The following is a 19,808-nucleotide window of genomic DNA, read 5'->3' as shown; positions in this document are numbered from 1 at the left end:
GCCCGACGGCGCAAGCCCTTCACGCGAAAATAATTCGCTTTATCAGAAATGTAACTCGGTGCTATAAACGCCGCCGTCTCACCCGATTGAGGGGCGCTTCGCGGTCGTCATGAACGCGGTGTGAGATGCGGTGGACGCCGAGGTCGTGACCGACGAGAGCGACCGAGGCGGACGGTGAAGTCGTGTGGTCCTGACGCCCTAGCGGCAGGTGTCTCGTCGCAACACGCGAACGCGTTTTGCGAAGGCGGTGACAAACAAGCCAAGTCTCGCCGGGGAGAGCACGAAGTAAGCCGTAACCCATCGCGCAGGGAAAGCCGGATTGCTCCGGTTACACCTGTGGTCCTACCCCCGTGCTTTCTACCTTTGCACGGGGCCCATGGGTGCGATCGGCACCCGGCTTTCCCTGCGCCCTCTGTTCAAGAGAGGGCGGAACGAAGAGCAAAGCTCGGACAATCATGTCGCGAGAATGCGAAGTTGTGTCCCCACCCCACTGTCATCGCCCGGCTCGACCGGGCGATCCAGTACGCCGCGGCCTATCCGCTCAAGCACTGGCGTCTCTGGAATACTGGATCGCCCGGTCAAGCCCGGGCGATGACACCGAACGAGCTGTTTGACAGGTTGAATCGAGCACCATTCTCATCGTCGTCCTGGCGAGAGCCAGGACCCATTACCCCAAATCTCAATTTTTGCGCACGCTGGAGCCGCGATCCTCGTTCGCCATCACGTGCTGTGGTTAAGGGTCCCGGCTTTCGCCGGGACGACGGACGGAGAGAGATCCGCGCAATCCATTCCATCACGAGGCAATTCACCACCCCGCGCGACCCCGGGGACGCGCGCTTCGGGCTACCCATTGGGGGCCCGATCTTCTATGGTGACCTCATCCGGTTCGCATGCGGCGAACTAGATAATTCCATGATATCAAAGGCTTAAGGCTCGGATCGAAGCCTTTGGAGGGCGGTTTGACGCGGTATATTTCGACCAGGGGCGAGGCCCCGGTGCTTGGCTTCTGCGATGTGATGCTGACCGGGCTTGCCCGCGACGGCGGGCTCTACGTGCCCGAGACCTGGCCGCAGCTTTCGCCCGAGACCATCGCCGCCCTGTTCGGCCGTCCCTATTGGGAGGTCGCGGTCGAGATCATCCGTCCGTTTGTCGCCGGCGAGATTTCCGACGCCGAGCTCGGCCGCATGGCCAACGAGGCCTATGCCACGTTCCGCCATCCCGCCGTGGTGCCGCTCGACCAGGTCGGGCCGAACCAGTTCATGCTCGAGCTGTTCCACGGGCCGACCCTGGCGTTCAAGGACGTCGCGATGCAGCTGATCTCGCGGCTGATGGACCACGTGCTGGCCAAGCGCGCGCAGCGCACCACCATCGTGGTCGCGACCTCGGGCGATACCGGCGGCGCCGCGGTCGAGGCATTCGCGGGGCTCGACAATGTCGACCTCGTGGTGCTGTTCCCGAACGGGCGCATCTCCGAGGTGCAGCGCCGGATGATGACGACGACCGGCGCCGGCAACGTCCATGCGCTGGCGATCGAGGGCACGTTCGACGATTGCCAGGCGCTGGTGAAGGCGATGTTCAACAACCATCGCTTCCGCGACCAGGTGGCGCTGTCGGGCGTCAACTCGATCAACTGGGCGCGCATCGTCGCGCAAGTGGTCTATTACTTCACCGCGGCGGTGGCGCTCGGTTCGCCGCGGCGCACCGTCGACTTCACGGTGCCGACCGGCAATTTCGGCGACATCTTCGCAGGCTACGTCGCCAAGCGGATGGGACTGCCGATCCGCTGGCTGCGCATCGCTGCCAACGTCAACGACATCCTCGCCCGGACCCTGAAGACCGGCATCTACGAGGTGCGCGAGGTGCACGCCACGACCTCGCCGTCGATGGACATCCAGGTGTCGTCGAATTTCGAGCGGCTGTTGTTCGAGGCCAGCGGCCGCGACGCCGAGCAGGTCCGCCGCCTGATGGGCTCGCTGAAGCAGTCCGGCCGCTTCGTGCTGCCGGATGCGACGCTGGCCGCGGTGCGCCGCGATTTCGACGCCGGCCGCGCCGACGAGACCGAGACGGCGGCGGCGATCCGCGCCGCCTGGCGCGAGGCGGGCGATCTGGTCGATCCCCACACCGCGGTCGCGCTCGCGGTCGCCGACCGCGACACCTCGGACTCAGGGATCCCGAACATCGTGCTGTCGACCGCGCATGCGGCGAAATTCCCCGACGCGGTCGAGGCCGCCTGCGGGGTGCGTCCGCAGCTGCCGGCCTGGCTCGGAGGGTTGATGACCAAGTCCGAACAGATGACTGTCATGAAGAATGATTCTGCCGAGGTCGAGCGCTTCGTGCTGTCGGTCAGCCGTGCTGCCAAGCAAGGAGTTGCCTGAATGAGCGTTGAAATCACCAAGCTGCCGAGCGGCCTGACCGTCGTCACCGACAGCATGCCGCATCTGGAGACCTCGGCGCTTGGCGTCTGGGCCGGCGTCGGCGGGCGCGACGAGAAGCCGAACGAGCACGGCATCTCGCATCTGCTCGAGCACATGGCGTTCAAGGGCACCGCGCGGCGTTCCTCGCGCGAGATCGTCGAGGAGATCGAGGCGGTCGGCGGCGACCTCAATGCCGGCACCTCGACCGAGACCACGGCCTATTATGCGCGGGTGATGAAGGCCGACGTGCCGCTGGCGCTGGACGTGCTCTCCGACATCCTCGCCAATCCGTCTTTCGTGCCGGATGAGCTGGAGCGCGAGAAGAGCGTCATCGTGCAGGAGATCGGCGCGGCGCAGGATACGCCCGACGACGTCGTGTTCGAGCATCTCAACGAGCTCTGCTACCCGGACCAGCCGATGGGCCGCTCGCTGCTCGGCACCGCCAAGACGCTGAAGGCCTTCAACCGCGACATGCTGCGCGACTACCTCTCGACGCATTACCGCGCCCCGGACATGGTGGTCGCCGCCGCCGGCGCCGTCGATCACAAGCGCATCGTCGAGGACGTCGCGCAGAAGTTTTCGAGCTTCGACGCCACGCCGGCGCCGAAGCCGCAAGCCGCGATGTTCGGCAAGGGCGGCTCGCGCGTGGTGCACCGCGATCTCGAGCAGGCGCATCTGACATTGGCGCTCGAAGGCGTGCCGCAGACCGACCTGTCGCTATTCTCGCTGCAGGTCTTCACCAACACGCTCGGCGGCGGGATGTCGTCGCGGCTGTTCCAGGAGGTGCGTGAGAAGCGCGGGCTGTGCTACTCGATCTACACCTTCCACGCGCCCTACACCGACACCGGCTTCTTCGGGCTCTACACCGGGACAGATCCGGCCGACGCGCCGGAAATGATGGAAGTGATCGTCGACGTCATCAATGACGCGGTGGAAACCCTGACCGAGGCCGAGGTCGCCCGCGCCAAGGCGCAGATGAAGGCCGGGCTGTTGATGGCGCTGGAAAGCTGCTCATCGCGGGCGGAGCAATTGGCACGCCATGTGCTAGCCTATGGAAGGCCGCAGACGGTGGAAGAACTGGTGGCGCGGATCGATGCGGTCTCAGTCGAATCGAGCCGCAACGCCGCCCGTGCCCTGCTGTCGCGCAGCCGGCCCGCTGTTGTTGCGCTTGGGAGCGGCAGGGGTCTGGACACGGCGGTGTCTTTTGCGGAAGGATTGACCAAGTCGAAGGCAAAGTCGCTGCTGCACTAGGATTTACCTCTCCCCGCTTGCGGGGAGAGGTCGGATTGCTCTCGGCGATGCGAAGCATCGTCCGGTGCAATCCGGGTGAGGGGGTACAGGTCCCAGCGATCGGCTCGCTCGTGGACGGAGCCCCTCACCCCAACCCTCTCCCCGCAAGGGCGGGGCGAGGGGGAATAGCTTGGCGGGGAGTGTTGGGCCATGGCCCTGTTTCGTTTGCCGTCTAGTGGACCCGCTGCACTGATGCCGCGCGGTCACGGGCTGTTGCTGCGCGCGCCGCAAATGTCGGATTTCCCGCAATGGGCGCAGTTGCGCGAATTCAGCCGCGCCTATCTCACGCCATGGGAACCGATCTGGCCGTCCGACGACCTGACCCGCGCCGGCTTCCGCCGCCGCTTGCGCCGCTACACCGAGGATATTGCCGCCGACCGTTCCTACCCGTTCATCATCTTCCGCGAATCGGACGGGGTGATGATCGGCGGAATCACGCTCGCCAATGTCCGCCGCGGCATCGTGCAGGCCGGCACGATCGGCTACTGGGTCGGCCTGCCGCACGCGCATCGCGGCTACATGACGACGGCGCTGCGGGTGCTGCTGCCCTCGCTGTTCGGCGAGCTCAATCTGCACCGCATCGAGGCGGCCTGCATTCCCTCCAATGCGTCGTCGATCCGGGTGCTGGAGAAGTGCGGCTTCACCCGCGAGGGCCTGGCGCGGCGCTATCTCTGCATCAACGGGATCTGGCAGGACCACCTGCTGTTCGGCCTGCTGCACGAGGATTTCCGCGGCTGATTCGTGAGACTTGTCTTGCGCCTTTCGGCTGATGGCCGGACCACCCCATGCCTTGCAAGATGCCTTGGGTTCGCCGCCATTGGCTTGCTATAACGCGCGCGAAACGGGGAACTCCACTCGGAGACCACTTGGAGGCTTAAGGATATCGCATGGGTGACAGGGTGATCAGGTTCGCGCTCGCGGCGGCGGTAACGATCGGTCTCGGTGCCACCCTGCTGCCGTCGGTCGGCTCGGCGCAGTCGCTGAGCGACCGCTTCAAGAGCCTGTTCGGCGGCGGCTCGTCCGATTCGGACAAGCCGGCCGCGCCAAAACAGCTCAACGACGCCGACGCCGAGTTGACCTGTCCGCCGGTGCAGATCCGCGCCGGGGCCTCGACCTATTCCGTGGCCGCGAACGGCAAGGAGGCGGTCGGCAACGACGTCAAGTTCCTGGCCTCGATCACGCGCACAGCGCGGCAATGCGGCCTGAACAGCGGGCAGATCACCGCCAAAATCGGGATCCAGGGGCGGGTGATCGCCGGGCCCTCGGGCGCGCCGCCGACCGTCCAGGTGCCGCTGCGCGTCGCCGTGGTGAAGGGCGGCATCGGCGAGCGGACGGTCATGACCAAGGCCTACACCACCACCGTGCAGATGGACGAGAGCGGCAGTGTGCCGTTCAGCCTGGTCGCCGAGGATGTGGTCTATCCGGCGCCGACGGCCGCGGAGAACGACGATTACATCTTCTATATCGGCTTCGACCCGCAGGCCCTGAAGCCGGAGCCCAAGCCCCGCGCGCCAAAGAAGAAGTAGCGCGGCCGCGGTGACGAGGCGCCTAGTGCTCTGAACGGACAGATTTGGACAAGCAAAAAGGCCGGCGCGATCAGCTCGCGCCGGCCTTTGTTGGAAGGAATTGTGATCGCGTCAGTTCAGCTTGGAGCGGACTTCGGCGATGCCCTTGCCGACCAGGTCGTCGGCAACCGAGCCCTTGACCGACTGCGACAGGATGGTCGAGGCGGCGGTCACGGCGGCGTTGGCCGCAGCGGCGCGGACATCGGCCACGGCCTGGGCCTCGGCCTGGGCGATCTTGCTCTCGGCGGTCTTGGTCCGCCGCGCGACAAAATCTTCCATCTTGGTCTTGGCCTCGGCCGCGATCCGCTCGGCCTCTTGCTTGGCGTTGGCGATGATCTCCTCGGCCTCGCGCTCCGCGCTGGCGCGGCGTGCCTTGTACTCGCCGAGCAGCTTGTTGGCCTCGTCCTTCAGACGGCGGGCGTCCTCGAGCTCGGCCTTGATGCGCTCGGCACGGTGATCGAGCGCGGTCAGCAGGGTGCGATGGACGCCGAGGTAGCCGAACACGACCATCAGAATGACGAAGGCGATCGCAACCCAGGTTTCCGGTTCGTAAAACATCGGCCTATCCCTTCAGCGACGCGTCGACGGCGCTGTTGACCGCATTCGCGTCCGGCGTGACGCCGGCGAGTTGCTGGACGATGGCGCCGGCCGCATCCGCCGCGATGCCGCGGACGTTGCTCATGGCGTTGGTCCGGGTCGTTGCGATCTGCTTCTCGGCGTCGGCGAGCCTGGCCGCCAGCTTCTGTTCCAGCGCCTTGCGCTCGACTTCCGAGGCCGCGTTCAGCTTCTCGCGGGTCTCGTTGCCGATCGCCTGCGCGTTGGCGCGGGCGTTCGCCAGCTCGGTTTCATAGGCCTTCAGCGCCGCGTCGGACTCGTCCTTCAGCTTCTGCGCCTCGGCCAGATCGCCCTCGATCTTGTTCTGACGTGCATCGATCGTCCCGCCGACGCGCGGCAGTGCGATACGCGACACGATCAGGTAGAGCGCGACAAATGCAATCGCCAGCGACACCAGCTGCGAGGCGAAATTGGACGAATCGAACGGCGGAAAGGCTCCGCCGTGATGTCCGCCATCGGTCTCGGTGTGGGCGCCGGCTTTCTGGCCTTTTGCCTCGCCATGACTCTCAGCCATGGTGTTCTCCTGTTGCTGTCATGCGCGCCGCCCGAAGGGGCGGCGCGACGGGGTGCCGCTCAGAGCGGAACGAACAGCAGAAGCAGCGCGATCAGCAGCGAGAAGATGCCGAGCGCTTCGGTCACGGCGAAGCCGAAGATCAGGTTGCCGAACTGGCCCTGCGCGGCCGAGGGGTTGCGCACCGCAGCGGCGAGGTAGTTGCCGAAGATGATGCCCACGCCGACGCCCGCACCGCCCATGCCGATGCACGCGATGCCCGCGCCGATAAGTTTTGCTGCTGCCGGTTCCATTTGTAGCTCCTTGAGAAAGATAGACAGATTGGTGGGTGGAGATTCCCCGGACCGCTTAGTGTCCCGGATGAATGGCGTCGTTGAGGTAGATGCAGGTCAGGATCGCGAACACATAGGCCTGCAGGAACGCGACCAGCAGTTCGAGGGCGTACAGCGCCACCGTGAGCGCGAGCGGCAGCACGCCGCCGAACCAGCCGAGCGCGCCGAGCGAGAAGCCGAGCATCGCGACGAAGCCCGCGAACACCTTCAGCGCGATGTGGCCTGCCAGCATGTTGGCGAACAGACGAACGCTGTGCGAGACCGGCCGCAGGAAGAACGACAGGATCTCGATGAACATGACCAGTGGCAGGATGTAGATCGGAACGCCGTGGGGGACGAAGATACTGAAGAATTTCAGGCCGTTCTTGTAGACGCCGTAGATCAGGACGGTGAAGAAAACCAGCAGCGCAAGCGCCGCGGTCACGATCAGATGGCTCGCGATCGTGAAGGTGTAGGGGATCACGCCCACCAGGTTCGAGACGCAGAGGAACATGAACAGCGAGAAGATCAGCGGGAAGAACTTCATGCCTTCCGCGCCGGCCGTGCTGCGAATCGTGGTGGCGACGAACTCGTAGGAGATTTCGGCGACCGACTGCAACCGTCCCGGAACCAGTTCCCGGCCGCTCGCCAGCATCAGCAGCGCGATCAAGAGCACCGCGATGAGCATGAAGAGCGTCGAATTGGTGAAGGCGATCGTGTGATTGCCGATGTGGCCGAGCGTGAAGAGGGGCTCGATATTGAACTGGTGGATCGGGTCGATTTTCATCCGCGCGGCTCTTGGTCCACCGGCCATCGTGCCGGTAATCGAATTTCAGATGTCGTGACTTCCGTCAGCGCTCAGCGCTTGCCCGAGGCCACGCCCGCGGACCTCACCACGTTGACCACGCCGGCGACAAAGCCGAGCAGCGTTAACACGATGAATCCGAATGGCGACGTCGACAGCAAACGGTCGACCCCCCAGCCAAGCGCCGCCCCGACGACAACGCCCGCGACCAGCTCCGAGGAAAGACGAAAACCGAGCGCCATCGCCGAAGCTCTGGCCGCACTGTCCCCGCCTTCAGTACCGGATTGATCAGTCTTGCTCCTGCGGCTGTCGCGAATTTCTGACAACCGATGATCGAGACTTCCGAGCCTTGCGGAAAGCGCAGCTTCGTCGGGAGACGAATGATCGCGACTTCCATCTGCGCCGTCGTTGGTGCTTTCAGCCATGCTGCAAACACTAACCGATGCCGCGGATGATGGAAATTGCGCCCGTCCCCGTCAAAAGCCGCGCGGACCATACTTACCGCGTCTAATCAAGTCAAGATTGCGTCGTAACCAGTTATTGCTTTGATTCTGTTGGATTTATTTGGAGATATTCAAGGTCAGAGTGACACAGTGATCGCAGTGCAACAGCTTGCGTGGCATTGAGCGATATTGCGCGGCTTATCCTGCTCTGCTGGGATCACCGAAAGTCTCCCGCTCTCGTGCAGTCAAGGTTCCGCATGCCGCGCCCAATCGACTACTACTTCTCGCTGCAATCACCTTGGGCCTATATCGGCCACAAGCCCTTCGTTCGGCTCGTAAGCACTTACGATCTCAAGGTAAATTATCGGCCCGTGCTGCTGGTCGATTTGTTCTCGGAGACCGGCGGGCTGCCGCTCGCGCAGCGCCATCCGGTGCGGCAGCGCTACCGGATGATCGAGTTGCAGCGCTGGCGCGACAAGCGCGGGCTGAATTTCCATCTGCAGCCGGCCAACTGGCCGTTCAACGGCCGCCTGGCCGATGGCGTCGTGATCGCGGCGCTTGAGGCGGGTCTCGACCCCGAGCCGTTTTTGCAGCGGGCCTACCCCGCGGTCTGGGAGCTTGAGCTCAACCTTGCCGATCCCGCCACGCTGGTGAAGCTCGCCGACGATGCCGGCTTGCCCGGCCGGCAGCTTGTCGAGCGCTCACCCTCTGATGCGATCAGCGCGGCCTATGAGCAGAATCGGCAGGATGCACTCAACACCGGCGTGTTCGGCTCGCCCGGCTATGTGCTCGATGGCGAAGTCTTCTGGGGCCAGGATCGGATCGAATTGCTCGAGGACGCGTTGAAGTCAGGCCGCAAGCCCTATAGCTCTGTGGTCTAGGGGCAGGAATCAGGTTGAGGCGGAGCAAGCCATGCCCATCGCGTCGTCGCTCTCAAAATCGTCCATCGCAATTGTTGCGGCCGTTTTGATCACGAGCGGCGCGGCGACAGCGCAAACCGCGCCCGACACCGAGAACGGTCGCTACGCATTGTCTCCGGCTGGCGACGGCTTCCTGCGGCTCGACACCCGCACCGGCGCGGTGTCGACCTGCACCAATTCCAGCGCCGGCTGGGCCTGTTACATGGTGCCCGACGAGCGCGCGGCGCTGGACGCCGAGATCGGGCGCCTGCAGGCCGACAATGACAAACTGAAGGGCGAGCTTGCGGCGCGCGCGCCGCCGGCCAAGACCGACGAGGCGCTGCCGAAATCGGATTCGTTGAAGAAGGCCGAGCCGAAGATCGCCGAGGGCGAGCGCAAGATCGAGATTCCGCTGCCGAGCGACCGCGACATGGATCGCGTGATGTCGTTCGTGGAGCGAGCCTGGCGGCGGCTGATCGAGATGGCCAACCGCGTGCAGCGCGACGTCAATGGCGGCAAGATTTGATTTTGTGCTGGCGCTGTCTCTACAGCGTCGTCTTGGCCTAGTGCGCAATTGCGCACGGGGGCCGCGACCCATCGCCACCGATGCACATTGATTACGAAAGGTATCAACTCCGAGCCTTAGAAATCGAAGGGCCGCGGAGTATGGGTCCCGGCCTTCGCCGGGACGACATGTCGAGAAAGTACAGATGAACTCACCGAGAACTATGTCGCGCTCGGCGCCATCATCGGTCGCTGCAACCTGCATCGTCTCGTCGCGGTTGACGGTGGAAACCTCTGGCGCAGGCTTCACCGACATCACGCGCGAGGTCGCAAAATTCCTGCGCGAGGTGCGTGCTGGCGAGGGCGCGGTGACGCTGTTCATCCGTCACACCTCGGCCTCGCTGACGATCCAGGAGAATGCCGACCCGACGGTGCTGGTCGATCTGATGACGGCGCTCGATCGCGCCGCACCCGAAGACGGCGGCTGGCGCCACGACACCGAAGGTCCCGACGACATGCCGGCGCATATCAAGACCATGCTGACGGCGACCTCGCTGCAGATTCCGGTGCTTGATGATGAAATGGCGCTCGGTGCCTGGCAGGGCATCTATCTGATCGAGCATCGCGCCCGTCCGCACCGGCGCGAGATCGTGCTGCAATTCATCGGTGCCACGCGCTGACGCGTTCGACCGCTTCAGTTCGACCTGGCTTTCAATTCGATCTGGCTTCTCAAATGACATCGGCCGCGGATCGCTCCGCGGCCGATGCTGTTTGATCGAGATGTCGACCGATCAGGTCTTGCTGATGTCGACGTCCTTGGTCTCCGGAATGAACAATGCGCCGACCACGACGGTGATTGCCGCGAAGATCACCGGGTACCACAGTCCGGAATAGATATCGCCGGTCGAGGCGGTGATCGCAAACGCGGTCGCCGGCAGCAGGCCGCCGAACCAGCCGTTGCCGATGTGATAGGGCAGCGACATCGAGGTGTAGCGGATCTTGGTCGGGAACAGTTCCACCAGCATCGCCGCGATCGGTCCGTAGACCATGGTGACGTAGAGCACCAGGATGAACAGCAGGCCGATGACTGCGGCTACCTGCGGACGGAAGACGTCGAACGGGTTCGACATCTTCACGATGCCGGCGTCGCCCGGCTTCGGATAGCCCGCCGCCTGCACCGCCGCGGTGATCAGCGGGTTCGACGTCTTGGCGTCCGTGTACGGCACCTCCTTGTCGTTGACCATGATCTTCACCGGCGAGCCGGCCGGGCCTGGCACGGTGGAGTACTTCACCGACGACTGGGCCAGGAAGGCGCGGGCGGTATCGCAAGGCGCCGTGAAGACGCGGGTGCCGACCGGGTTGAACAGATCGCCGCAGCCCGCGGGATCCGCCACCACCTGCACCTTGACCGTCTCATAGGCCTTTTCCAGCGCCGGGTTGGCGTTGGTCGTGATCATCTTGAAGATCGGGAACAGAGTGAGTGCGCCGATCAGGCAGCCCGCCAGGATGATCGGCTTGCGGCCGATCTTGTCCGACAGCGCGCCGAACACCAGGAAGAAGCCGGTGCCGAGCAACAGCGACCAGGCGATCAGGAGGTTGGCGGTGTAGCCGTCGACCTTCAGGATCGATTGCAGGAAGAACAGCGCGTAGAACTGGCCCGTGTACCAGATCACCGCCTGGCCCATCGTCAGGCCGAACAGCGCGAGGATCACGATCTTGGCGTTGCTCCAGGTCGCGAAGGCTTCGGTCAACGGCGCCTTGGAGGCCTTGCCCTCGTCCTTCATGCGCTGGAACACCGGCGATTCATTCAACCGCAGCCGGATCCAGACCGAGATGCCGAGCAGCAGCACCGACACCAGGAACGGAATGCGCCAGCCCCATTCCGCGAAGTCCTTTTCGCCGATGATGGATCGGGTGAACAGAATCACCAGCAGCGACAGGAACAGTCCGAGCGTGGCCGTGGTCTGGATGAACGAGGTGTAGTAGCCACGCTTGCCCTGCGGCGCATGCTCGGCGACATAGGTCGCCGCACCGCCATACTCACCGCCGAGCGCAAGGCCCTGCAACAGGCGCAGCGAGATCAGGATGATCGGCGCCGCGATGCCGATGGTCTTGGCGTTGGGCAACAGGCCGACGATGAAGGTCGACAGACCCATGATCAGGATGGTGACGAGGAAGGTGTATTTGCGGCCGACGATGTCGCCGACCCGGCCGAATACGATCGCGCCGAACGGGCGGACCAGGAAGCCGGCGGCGAAGGCCAGCAGCGCGAAGATATCGCGGGTCGCCGGCGGATAGTCGGAGAAGAACTGCGCGCCGATGATGCCGGCCAGCGATCCGTAGAGATAGAAGTCGTACCACTCGAACACGGTACCGAGCGACGACGCGAGGATGACGAAACGCTCATCCTTGGTCATGCCGGCGGGCCGCGCCGAAGTTGCAGTCATTGTGGACATCTGGAAAGCTCCCCCCGAATTGTTGCTGCCATGCTCGCTCCCGTCTGCCGGGTTGGGCCCGAATAAGCCCCAAGCTTGAGTTAAAGGGTAACATCGCAGTGAAACCCGCCCCAATAAGACTTTTGGCCTTTTCAGGATTGAACTTATCTTGTGGAGGAAGGTCGAGATGGAACGCCCCCGCGTGCGTCTATTGCGGCGCACAAGCTGAGCGGGTTAACTGAGTTGGCATCTGGTATTATCGAGCCCTTGCGTGATACTGCCGCGCGGGCGACAACCGAACGGCGCGGGTTTGCCGAAATCCGCTTAGTGGGACTGAGATGACTGCTGCTGCCAATACTCATCTTGTCATCGCCGACGACCATCCGTTGTTCCGTGATGCGTTGCGTCAGGCGGTGTCGAGCGTCGTGAGTTCGGCCACGATCAGCGAGGCCGGATCGTTTGAGGATTTGACCGGGCTCCTGGAACGGGACTCCGAGGTCGACCTGATTCTGCTCGACCTGAGCATGCCGGGGATCAGCGGCTTCTCCGGCCTGATCTATCTGCGGGCGCAATATCCGGCGATCCCGGTCGTCATCGTCTCCGCCAGCGACGATGCCGGAACCATCCGCCGCTCGCTCGACTTCGGCGCCTCCGGTTTCATCCCGAAGCGCTTCGGCGTCGAGACGCTGCGCGATGCCATCATGAAGGTGATGGAAGGCGACGTCTGGGTTCCGCCGGACACCGATCTGTCGGCTGGCGGCGATCCCGACATGACCCGGCTGCGCGACCGCCTGGTGACGCTGACCCCGCAGCAGGTGCGGGTGCTGATGATGCTGTCCGAGGGGCTGCTCAACAAGCAGATCGCCTACGAGCTCGGCGTGTCCGAGGCGACCATCAAGGCCCATGTCTCGGCCATCCTGCAGAAGCTCGGCGTTGAAAGCCGGACGCAAGCCGTGATCGCCGCCGCCAAGATCGCCGGCGGCCAGTGGCGCCAGGGCACGCCATCGACGTGATGGAACGCGTAGGATGGGTGGGGCGCAGCGATACCCATCATTTTGGCGGCCGGGCGTGGAAGTATGACCGGTTACCGCCGCAATTTCATTGCCGGAGGCTGTTTCTTCTTCACCGTTAATCTGGCGGATCGGCGACGTCGGCTGCTGACCGAAAATGTCGATAGATTGCGGACGGCATTGCGTGAGACCCAGCGACGCCATCCGTTCACTATCGATGCCATCGTGGTCCTACCCGACCATCTGCACACTGTCTGGACCCTGCCGGACGGAGATGCAGATTTTTCGACACGATGGCGGCTCATCAAAACGTCATTCTCTCGACAGCTGGCTGGCGGTGAGCCGGTCTCGGCTAGCCGCGCTGGCAAGGGAGAACGAGGTATCTGGCAGCGACGATACTGGGAGCACACGATCCGTGATGAGACCGATTTTACTCGGCACATCGATTACGTTCACATCAACCCCGTCAAACATGGGCTTGTGACACGTGTGAGCGATTGGCCGCATTCGTCGTTCCACCGCCTTGTGCAGCAGGGTGTCTATGTTGAGGATTGGGCCGGGGACGTTTCTGGTCTGGATGGGGAGTTTGGCGAGAGGAGTTGAGCAAGCGGAAAGGTGATGGGTATCGCTGCGCTCCACCCATCCTACGGTTTCTCGTTGCCCTCGTTACTCCGCCGCCACCATCTGTTGCGTCCGCCATTGCCCGAGCAAGGCGCGCAGTGAGGCTGGTTTGACCGGCTTGTTGAGGACTGCGATGTTCTCCTCGCGTGCGGCGGCGCGCACTGCCGGGCTGCGGTCGGCGGTAATCAGGATCGCCGGAATGCCGTCGCCGAAGCGGCGGCGGATATCGCGGATCGCGGCGACGCCGTTGCCGCGGTCGAGATGGTAGTCGACCAGCACGCCGGTGACGCGGCCGCCGGCGGCCTCGATCGCACTGATCGCGCCGTCGGCATCGAGCACCGCGATCACCTCGGCGTCCCACGCCGTCAGCAGCGTCTTCATGCCGTCGAGAATGGCGGGATCGTTCTCGATGCAGACGATCAAGGAGCCGCTCATCGGCGTCTTCGACAGCGGCGTGGCGCTGGTGACGGCTGCGGTATGATTGACCGCGGTCGCGATCGGCACCGTGACCGAGAATGCCGAGCCGCCGCTGACATTGGCCGAGATCGCGATGCGATGATTGAGCACGCGCGCCAGCCGCTCGACGATCGACAGGCCGAGGCCGAGGCCGCGGGCGATCCGGGCGCCCTGCTCGAGGCGGTGGAATTCCTTGAAGATCTCGCCGCGCTTCTGCACCGGAATGCCGACGCCGGTGTCGAAGATGCTGATCTGCAGCTTATCGCCGCGGCGGCGGCAGCCGATCAGCACGCGGCCGCGCGGGGTATATTTGATGGCGTTGGAGATGAAGTTCTGCAGCAGCCGGCGCAGCAGCGAGCGGTCGGATTCGACCGGCAGCGAGCAGGCCACGAAGCGCAGATCGAGGCCCTTGTCGCGGGCGATCGGCATGAACTCGATCTCCAGCGAGCGCATCAGGTCCGCCATCCGGAAGCTCGTGATCGCCGGCGTCATGGCACCGGCGTCGAGCCTGGAGATGTCGAGCAGCGCGCCCAGGATGTCCTCGATCGCTTCCAGCGAGTCGTCGATGTTCTCGACCAGGCGTGAATCCTCGCCGCCGTTCTGGCGCTCGACCAGGCTCGTGACGTAGAGCCGCGCAGCATTGAGCGGCTGCAGGATGTCGTGGCTGGCTGCCGCCAGGAAGCGCGTCTTGGAGGCGTTGGCGTCTTCCGCGACGCCCTTGGCGAGCGCGAGCTCTGAGTTCAGCCGCGTCAGCTCCTCGGTGCGGTCGCGCACGCGCTTTTCCAGCGTCGCATTGGCGCGCTCCAGCGCCTCGGCGGCCTCGAAGCTCGGCGTGACGTCGGAGAAGGTGAGGACGAGCCCGCCGCCCGGCATCCGGTTGGCGCGCACCTCGATCACCAGATGGCGGTCGGTGAAGCGTTCCAGATAGGGCTCGCCCTCGGTGGTGTAGGCGCGCAGCCGCAGCTGCAACAGGCTGTCGCTGTCGCCGGCCGGCGGCGGACTGATCGCCCCCATGAATTCGAGGATCTCGGGCAGCGGGATGCCGAGCTGCACCAGATGCGGCGGCAGCCCGAGCAATTCAGAGAACTGGCGGTTGGAACAGATCAGCTGCAAATCGGCGTCGAACACCGCGATGCCCTGGCGCACATGATTGAGCGCGGTCTGCAGGATCTCGCGGTTGAAATGCAGCGCGGCGTGGGAATCGTCGAGCAGCTTCAGCGCGGCCTTGGCCGACACCGTGCGCCGCTGCAACAGCAGCGACATCACGAGGCGCGAGGACGCGGCCCCGATCGAGGAGGCGATCAACCGCTCGGCATGCTGCAGCAGCTCGAAATCGGCCGGCGCCGAGGTCTGCAGCACGATATTGCGATCGGCGGCGAACGAGGCGAAGGCCTCGCGGGTGCGGTCGGGACCGAGATATTGCGTCACCGTGCTCTGGATGTCCTGCACCGTCACCGTGGTGCGCCAGCGCCGGAAGCTCGGCGCGATCGGCGCCAACGCGTTGGGCACGAACACATCGGCCTGCAACAGCTCGATCGCGGACGGCGCGCGCGCCAGCGAGAACAGGACATAGGTCAGGATGTTGAGCGCCAGGCTCCACAGCACGCCGTGCAGCAGCGGCGGCAGGTCGGCGCCGAACAGCGCCTGCGGCCGCAGCGCCTCGATCCCGAACGGTCCATGCTGCAGCAGCATCAGGCCTGTGGTCGAGGTCTCCAGGAAGCTCGGGATGAACAGCGTGTAGAGCCATGTCGCGAAGCCGACCAGCATGCCCGCCATGGCGCCGCGCGCGGTGGCGCGCCGCCAGAACAGGCCGCCGAAGAAGGCCGGCGCCAGCTGGGTGATCGCGGCAAACGACAGCAGGCCGATCGCGACCAGCTGGGTGTTGCCGAGCGCGCGATAGTAGAAATACGCCAGCACCATGATGGCGAAGATCGAGAAGCGGCGCGCCTTCAGCAGGAAATCGCCGAAATCCTTCTGACCGGCGCTGATGTCGTCACTGCGCGGCAGCACCAGCGGCAGCACGATGTCGTTGGAGACCATGATCGAGAGCGCGACGCATTCGACGATCACCATCGCGGTCGCAGCCGACAGCCCGCCGACGAACACGGCGAGGCTGAGCAGCTGCGAATTGCCCTCGATCGGCAGCGCCAGCACGAACATGTCGGCATCGACCGCGCCGAACGGGAAGATGACGAGGCCCGCGATCGCGATCGGAATCACGAACAAATTGATCGCGACGAGGTAGAGCGGGAACAGCCAGCGCGCCCGGCTGACCTCGGCGCTGGTGGAATTCTCCACCACGCTGACGTGGAACTGGCGCGGCAACAGCATCACCGCGCAGAACGACAGCAGCGTCATGATCAGGAAATTGCCGATCGACGGCACGTATTCGATCGCGCGCACCGCCTCCGGCGTCTTCAGGGCGCGCTCATAGAGCTCGACCGGAGAGAACATCCAGAAGGTGACGAAAGCGCCGGCGGCGATGAAGGCGACCAGCTTGACGATGGATTCGGCGGCGATCGCCAGGATCAGGCCGTGCTGGTGCTCGGTGGCGTCCGTGTGGCGGGTGCCGAACAGCACCGCGAACACCGCCATCGCCAAGGTCACCATCAGCGCGATGTCGCCGATGATCGGGATCTTCGAGAACGCCTGGTCCTCGCTCAGGATGGTCTCCAGCGATGACGCCATCGCCTTGAGTTGCAGCGCGATGTAGGGCACCGAGCCGATGATCGCGATCAACGCCACGGTGGCCGCGACCGCCTGGCTCTTGCCGTAGCGCGCAGCGATGAAGTCGGCGATCGAGGTGATGTTCTGCGACTTGGCGAGCGCGATCACGCGGCGCAGCAGCGGCGTGCACAGTCCGATCATCACGATCGGGCCGATATAGATCGCCAGGAAGTCGATGCTGGTGCGGGTGGCGAAGCCGACCGAGCCGAAGAAGGTCCAGGAGGTGCAGTAGATCGCCAGCGACAGCGGATAGATCCACTGGCTGGCACGGCCGCGCGCGCCCGGCGACGTCCGGTCGCCGCGGCTGGCAATGAAGAACAACAATCCGATGTAGGCGAACGCCGTGGCGATGACGCCCCAGTCGTGCAGCATCGCTGCCTATCTCCTGTCCCGGCCAAGAACGGGCCGGTTGCCCCGAGTATAACGCAAAGGGCCGGCCGCGCATCGCACGACCGGCCCAAATTCGGGGTCGGAGAGGGATAGGGTTACTCGGCGGCCAGCGACTTCTGGCGCAGCGGCAGGCCGAGCCGGTCCCAGACCTGGAGCAGGGCCTCGGCCAGCGCGTCGATCAGGCCGTCGTCATGGTAGGGCGAGGGCGTGATGCGCAGCCGCTCGGTGCCCTTGGCGACCGTCGGATAGTTGATCGGCTGGATGTAGATGCCGTGGTCCTCGAGCAGCAGGTCGGAGGCGCGCTTGCACTTCTCGGGATCGCCGACGAACAGCGGCACGATATGGGTGTCGCTCGACATCACCGGCAGGCCGGCGGCGGTCAGGATCGCCTTGGTGCGGGCGGCGCGGTCCTGGTGGCGCTCGCGCTCCCAGTTCGAGGTCTTGAGATGGCGGATCGCGGCGGTCGCGGCCGAGCAGATCGCCGGCGGCAGCGCGGTCGTGAAGATGAAGCCCGGCGCATAGGAGCGCACCGCGTCGATGATCTCGGCGCGGCCGGCGATATAGCCGCCGAGGCAACCGAACGCCTTGGCAAGGGTGCCCTCGAGCACGTCGATCCGGTGCATCACGCCGTCACGCTCGGCGATGCCGCCGCCGCGCGGGCCGTACATGCCGACCGCATGCACCTCGTCGACATAGGTCATGGCGCCGTATTTCTCGGCGAGATCGCAGATCTTGGCGAGCGGCGCGACGTCGCCGTCCATCGAATAAAGGCTCTCGCAGACGATCAGCTTCGGCCGGTCGGGGCCGGCGGCGATCAGCAGCTCTTCGAGATGGGCGACGTCGTTGTGGCGGAAGATCTGGCGTTCGCAGCCGGCCTGGCGCACGCCTTCGATCATCGAATTGTGGTTCAGCGCGTCCGACAGGATCAGGCAGTTCGGGATCAGCTTGGCGAGCGTCGAGATGCCGGTCTGGTTCGAGACATAGCCCGAGGTGAACAGCAGCGAGCCTTCCTTGCCGTGGAGATCGGCGAGCTCGGCCTCGAGCTGCACCAGCGGATGGTGGGTGCCCGCGATGTTGCGGGTGCCGCCGGCGCCGGTGCCGACCCGGGTCGCGGTCTCGACCATGGCGCCGACCACCTTGGGGTGCTGGCCCATGCCGAGATAATCGTTGGAGCACCAGATCACGACGTTGCGGCTGCCCTTCGGCGAATGCCAGGTCGCGTGCGGGAAGCGTCCCGCGATCCGCTCGAGGTCGGCGAACACCCGGTAGCGCCGCTCGTCATGCAGGCGGTTGAGGGCGGTTTGGAAAAACTGGCTGTAATTCATCTGCGAACCCAGAAAGCGGAACCTGACCGGAAAAGCTGCCTCTTCTTAGAGCTTTTCCAGCTCTAATGTCCATGCATTGGCTCACATCTGGGCATGCGCGGCAGTTGGGCAAATTGCCCTAGCGGGGGTCTATCCGCCTTGATTTCGGTCAAATCGCCGGGACGCGGCATGGCCGCCCCGGGGCCGGGCGCTCAGGTCGTCCTGAAGCGCAGCATGCCGTCGGCGGCCATCTCGGCCGTCAGCCGGCCCTCGACCAGCATGTAGTTGACATGGGCAACCAGTTCGCCGGCAGCGAAGCCCATCTGGTGCTCGTCCAGCACGTGCTTGTGGAACACCACCGGCACCAGCTCCTTGGAGGTCTGCGGCACCTCGCGGCAGGCCTCGGCGATCAGCCGGCAGCGCTCCTCATGGTGATCGGCGAGCTGCTTGATCCGGGTCTTCAGCCCGTAGAACGGCACGCCATGGCCGGGCAGCACCATCACGTCGTAGGGCAGGGTGGTGGTCAGGCTCGCCAGCGATGCCAGATATTCGCCGAGCGAATTCTGCTCGGGCTCGACCGCCCAGACGCTGACATTGGGCGAGATCTTGCTCAGCACCTGGTCGGCGGACAGGAATAGTTTGTCGGCCGCGCAATACAGCATCACCTGGTCGAGCGCGTGGCCGCCGCCGGTGATCACCTTGAAGCGCCGTGTACCGATCACGACCTCGTCGCAATGGGTGAGGCGATGATAGGACGGCGGCAGCACCGAGACGCGCTTCAGATAGTCCTGGCCGCGGCCGAGCAGTTTTTCGGTCAGGTCCTCGTCCATGCCGTGGCGGCGGAAGAACAGCCGCTGCGCGTTGCGCCGCTCCTCGGTGCCGCGGTTCTGGTGATAGACCGACTGCAGATATTCCACCTGCGACATGAACAGCGGGCAGCCGAAGCGCTCGGTGATCCAGCCGGCGAGACCGACATGGTCGGGGTGCGAGTGGGTCACGATCAGCCGCGTGACCTTGACGTGCTTCAGCGGTCCCTCGAACAGCGTGGTCCAGGCCGCGATCGACTCCTCGTTGCCGAAGCCGGCATCCACCATGGTCCAGCCGTCGCCGTCGGCGAGCAGATAGACGTTCACATGGTTGAGGCGGAACGGCAGCTTCAGCCGCGCCCACAGCACGCCGGGGGCGACCTCCACGACCTGATCGTGGCCGGGATGGTTCTCCCAGGGGTATCGCAATGCCTCCGCCGAGGAGGGCAGGCTGTCGGTCTTCGTATGCATGCTATCGGCTTAGCGGCACATTGCCCGCCGCGCCAGCCGAAAAATCAGATAGTCGTCCGGAGAATCGGGTGGAGAGGCCGCCGAATTCCGTAGCCCGGATTGCGCTGCGCTTCATCCGGATCTCTCTCTTCTCCTTCCCCCTGAAAGGGGGAAGGTTGGGATGGGGGTCAGCCGCGGGCGACGCTGCAAGCCGAGAGAGCAGATCCCCACCCGCTTTGCTCTAACGAGCAA

At 64.7% G+C, this 19,808-nt stretch carries 18 protein-coding genes; 9 read left to right on the top strand and 9 right to left on the bottom strand.

Annotated features, from left to right (window positions below):
• The first annotated feature begins 959 nt into the window (after positions 1-959).
• The 4 genes from thrC to V5279_RS41255 all read left to right on the top strand — a co-directional run bounded on the left by thrC (position 960) and on the right by V5279_RS41255 (position 5,230).
• The gene (thrC, locus tag V5279_RS41270; RefSeq protein WP_338692502.1) at positions 960-2,375 is read left to right on the top strand and encodes a threonine synthase; all 1,416 of its coding nucleotides are present in this window, start codon (positions 960-962) and stop codon (positions 2,373-2,375) included.
• Positions 2,376-3,665 carry a pitrilysin family protein gene (locus V5279_RS41265; RefSeq protein ID WP_338692501.1) on the top strand — a complete coding sequence of 430 codons (1,290 nt, stop codon included), beginning with the start codon at positions 2,376-2,378 and terminating at the stop codon, positions 3,663-3,665.
• A gap of 189 nt (positions 3,666-3,854) precedes the next feature.
• A complete protein-coding gene (locus tag V5279_RS41260) occupies positions 3,855-4,442 on the top strand; it encodes a GNAT family N-acetyltransferase (RefSeq protein WP_029079870.1) in 588 nt (195 codons plus the stop codon).
• Positions 4,443-4,591: 149 nt separating this feature from the next.
• Positions 4,592-5,230 carry a hypothetical protein gene (locus V5279_RS41255; protein ID WP_338692500.1) on the top strand — a complete coding sequence of 213 codons (639 nt, stop codon included), beginning with the start codon at positions 4,592-4,594 and terminating at the stop codon, positions 5,228-5,230.
• A gap of 111 nt (positions 5,231-5,341) precedes the next feature.
• On the opposite strand, the gene V5279_RS41250 is transcribed toward V5279_RS41255, so the two are convergent.
• The 5 genes from V5279_RS41250 to V5279_RS41230 all read right to left on the bottom strand — a co-directional run bounded on the left by V5279_RS41250 (position 5,342) and on the right by V5279_RS41230 (position 7,936).
• Positions 5,342-5,827, bottom strand: coding sequence for an ATP F0F1 synthase subunit B (locus tag V5279_RS41250; protein WP_338692499.1), 486 nt, complete (start codon positions 5,825-5,827; stop codon positions 5,342-5,344).
• A 4-nt stretch (positions 5,828-5,831) separates the two neighbouring features.
• Positions 5,832-6,398 carry a F0F1 ATP synthase subunit B gene (locus V5279_RS41245; RefSeq protein ID WP_166301393.1) on the bottom strand — a complete coding sequence of 189 codons (567 nt, stop codon included), beginning with the start codon at positions 6,396-6,398 and terminating at the stop codon, positions 5,832-5,834.
• 59 nt (positions 6,399-6,457) lie between these two features.
• Positions 6,458-6,688 (bottom strand): F0F1 ATP synthase subunit C, encoded by a 231-nt coding sequence (locus V5279_RS41240; RefSeq protein ID WP_016847054.1) that lies wholly within the window; start codon positions 6,686-6,688, stop codon positions 6,458-6,460.
• 55 nt (positions 6,689-6,743) lie between these two features.
• On the bottom strand, positions 6,744-7,493 hold the full coding sequence (locus V5279_RS41235; RefSeq protein WP_166301396.1) for a F0F1 ATP synthase subunit A: 750 nt from the start codon (positions 7,491-7,493) through the stop codon (positions 6,744-6,746).
• Between the two features lie 71 nt (positions 7,494-7,564).
• The gene (locus V5279_RS41230; protein WP_166213672.1) at positions 7,565-7,936 is read right to left on the bottom strand and encodes an AtpZ/AtpI family protein; all 372 of its coding nucleotides are present in this window, start codon (positions 7,934-7,936) and stop codon (positions 7,565-7,567) included.
• A 275-nt stretch (positions 7,937-8,211) separates the two neighbouring features.
• Here V5279_RS41230 and V5279_RS41225 point away from each other — a divergent pair, with 275 nt between their 5' ends.
• The 3 genes from V5279_RS41225 (at position 8,212) to V5279_RS41215 (ending at position 10,037) form a co-directional block, all read left to right on the top strand.
• Positions 8,212-8,835 (top strand): 2-hydroxychromene-2-carboxylate isomerase, encoded by a 624-nt coding sequence (locus V5279_RS41225; RefSeq protein WP_166301402.1) that lies wholly within the window; start codon positions 8,212-8,214, stop codon positions 8,833-8,835.
• A gap of 31 nt (positions 8,836-8,866) precedes the next feature.
• Positions 8,867-9,379 (top strand): hypothetical protein, encoded by a 513-nt coding sequence (locus V5279_RS41220; protein ID WP_166301405.1) that lies wholly within the window; start codon positions 8,867-8,869, stop codon positions 9,377-9,379.
• A 184-nt stretch (positions 9,380-9,563) separates the two neighbouring features.
• Positions 9,564-10,037, top strand: coding sequence for a secondary thiamine-phosphate synthase enzyme YjbQ (locus V5279_RS41215; RefSeq protein ID WP_338692498.1), 474 nt, complete (start codon positions 9,564-9,566; stop codon positions 10,035-10,037).
• Between the two features lie 111 nt (positions 10,038-10,148).
• Here the strand turns inward: V5279_RS41215 and V5279_RS41210 are convergent, their stop codons facing one another.
• Positions 10,149-11,774 carry an MFS transporter gene (locus tag V5279_RS41210; protein ID WP_175619786.1) on the bottom strand — a complete coding sequence of 542 codons (1,626 nt, stop codon included), beginning with the start codon at positions 11,772-11,774 and terminating at the stop codon, positions 10,149-10,151.
• Positions 11,775-12,130: 356 nt separating this feature from the next.
• Here V5279_RS41210 and V5279_RS41205 point away from each other — a divergent pair, with 356 nt between their 5' ends.
• Complete coding sequence (locus V5279_RS41205; protein WP_338692497.1) at positions 12,131-12,805, top strand: response regulator transcription factor; 675 nt, start codon at positions 12,131-12,133, stop codon at positions 12,803-12,805.
• 63 nt (positions 12,806-12,868) lie between these two features.
• Positions 12,869-13,405 (top strand): REP-associated tyrosine transposase, encoded by a 537-nt coding sequence (locus tag V5279_RS41200; RefSeq protein WP_166301414.1) that lies wholly within the window; start codon positions 12,869-12,871, stop codon positions 13,403-13,405.
• Between the two features lie 63 nt (positions 13,406-13,468).
• Here the strand turns inward: V5279_RS41200 and V5279_RS41195 are convergent, their stop codons facing one another.
• The 3 genes from V5279_RS41195 to V5279_RS41185 all read right to left on the bottom strand — a co-directional run bounded on the left by V5279_RS41195 (position 13,469) and on the right by V5279_RS41185 (position 19,577).
• Complete coding sequence (locus V5279_RS41195; RefSeq protein ID WP_338692496.1) at positions 13,469-16,978, bottom strand: PAS domain-containing hybrid sensor histidine kinase/response regulator; 3,510 nt, start codon at positions 16,976-16,978, stop codon at positions 13,469-13,471.
• A 113-nt stretch (positions 16,979-17,091) separates the two neighbouring features.
• Complete coding sequence (hemA, locus tag V5279_RS41190) at positions 17,092-18,321, bottom strand: 5-aminolevulinate synthase (RefSeq protein ID WP_166301420.1); 1,230 nt, start codon at positions 18,319-18,321, stop codon at positions 17,092-17,094.
• Positions 18,322-18,512: 191 nt separating this feature from the next.
• On the bottom strand, positions 18,513-19,577 hold the full coding sequence (locus V5279_RS41185; RefSeq protein WP_338692495.1) for an MBL fold metallo-hydrolase: 1,065 nt from the start codon (positions 19,575-19,577) through the stop codon (positions 18,513-18,515).
• Positions 19,578-19,808 lie beyond the last annotated feature (231 nt).

The sequence above is a fragment of the Bradyrhizobium sp. 26S5 genome (assembly GCF_036923295.1).
In the GTDB taxonomy this organism is placed as follows: Bacteria; Pseudomonadota; Alphaproteobacteria; order Rhizobiales; family Xanthobacteraceae; genus Bradyrhizobium; species Bradyrhizobium septentrionale.
Note: the sequence above shows the minus strand (reverse complement) of the source record. Positions and strands in the feature narration are given on the sequence as shown.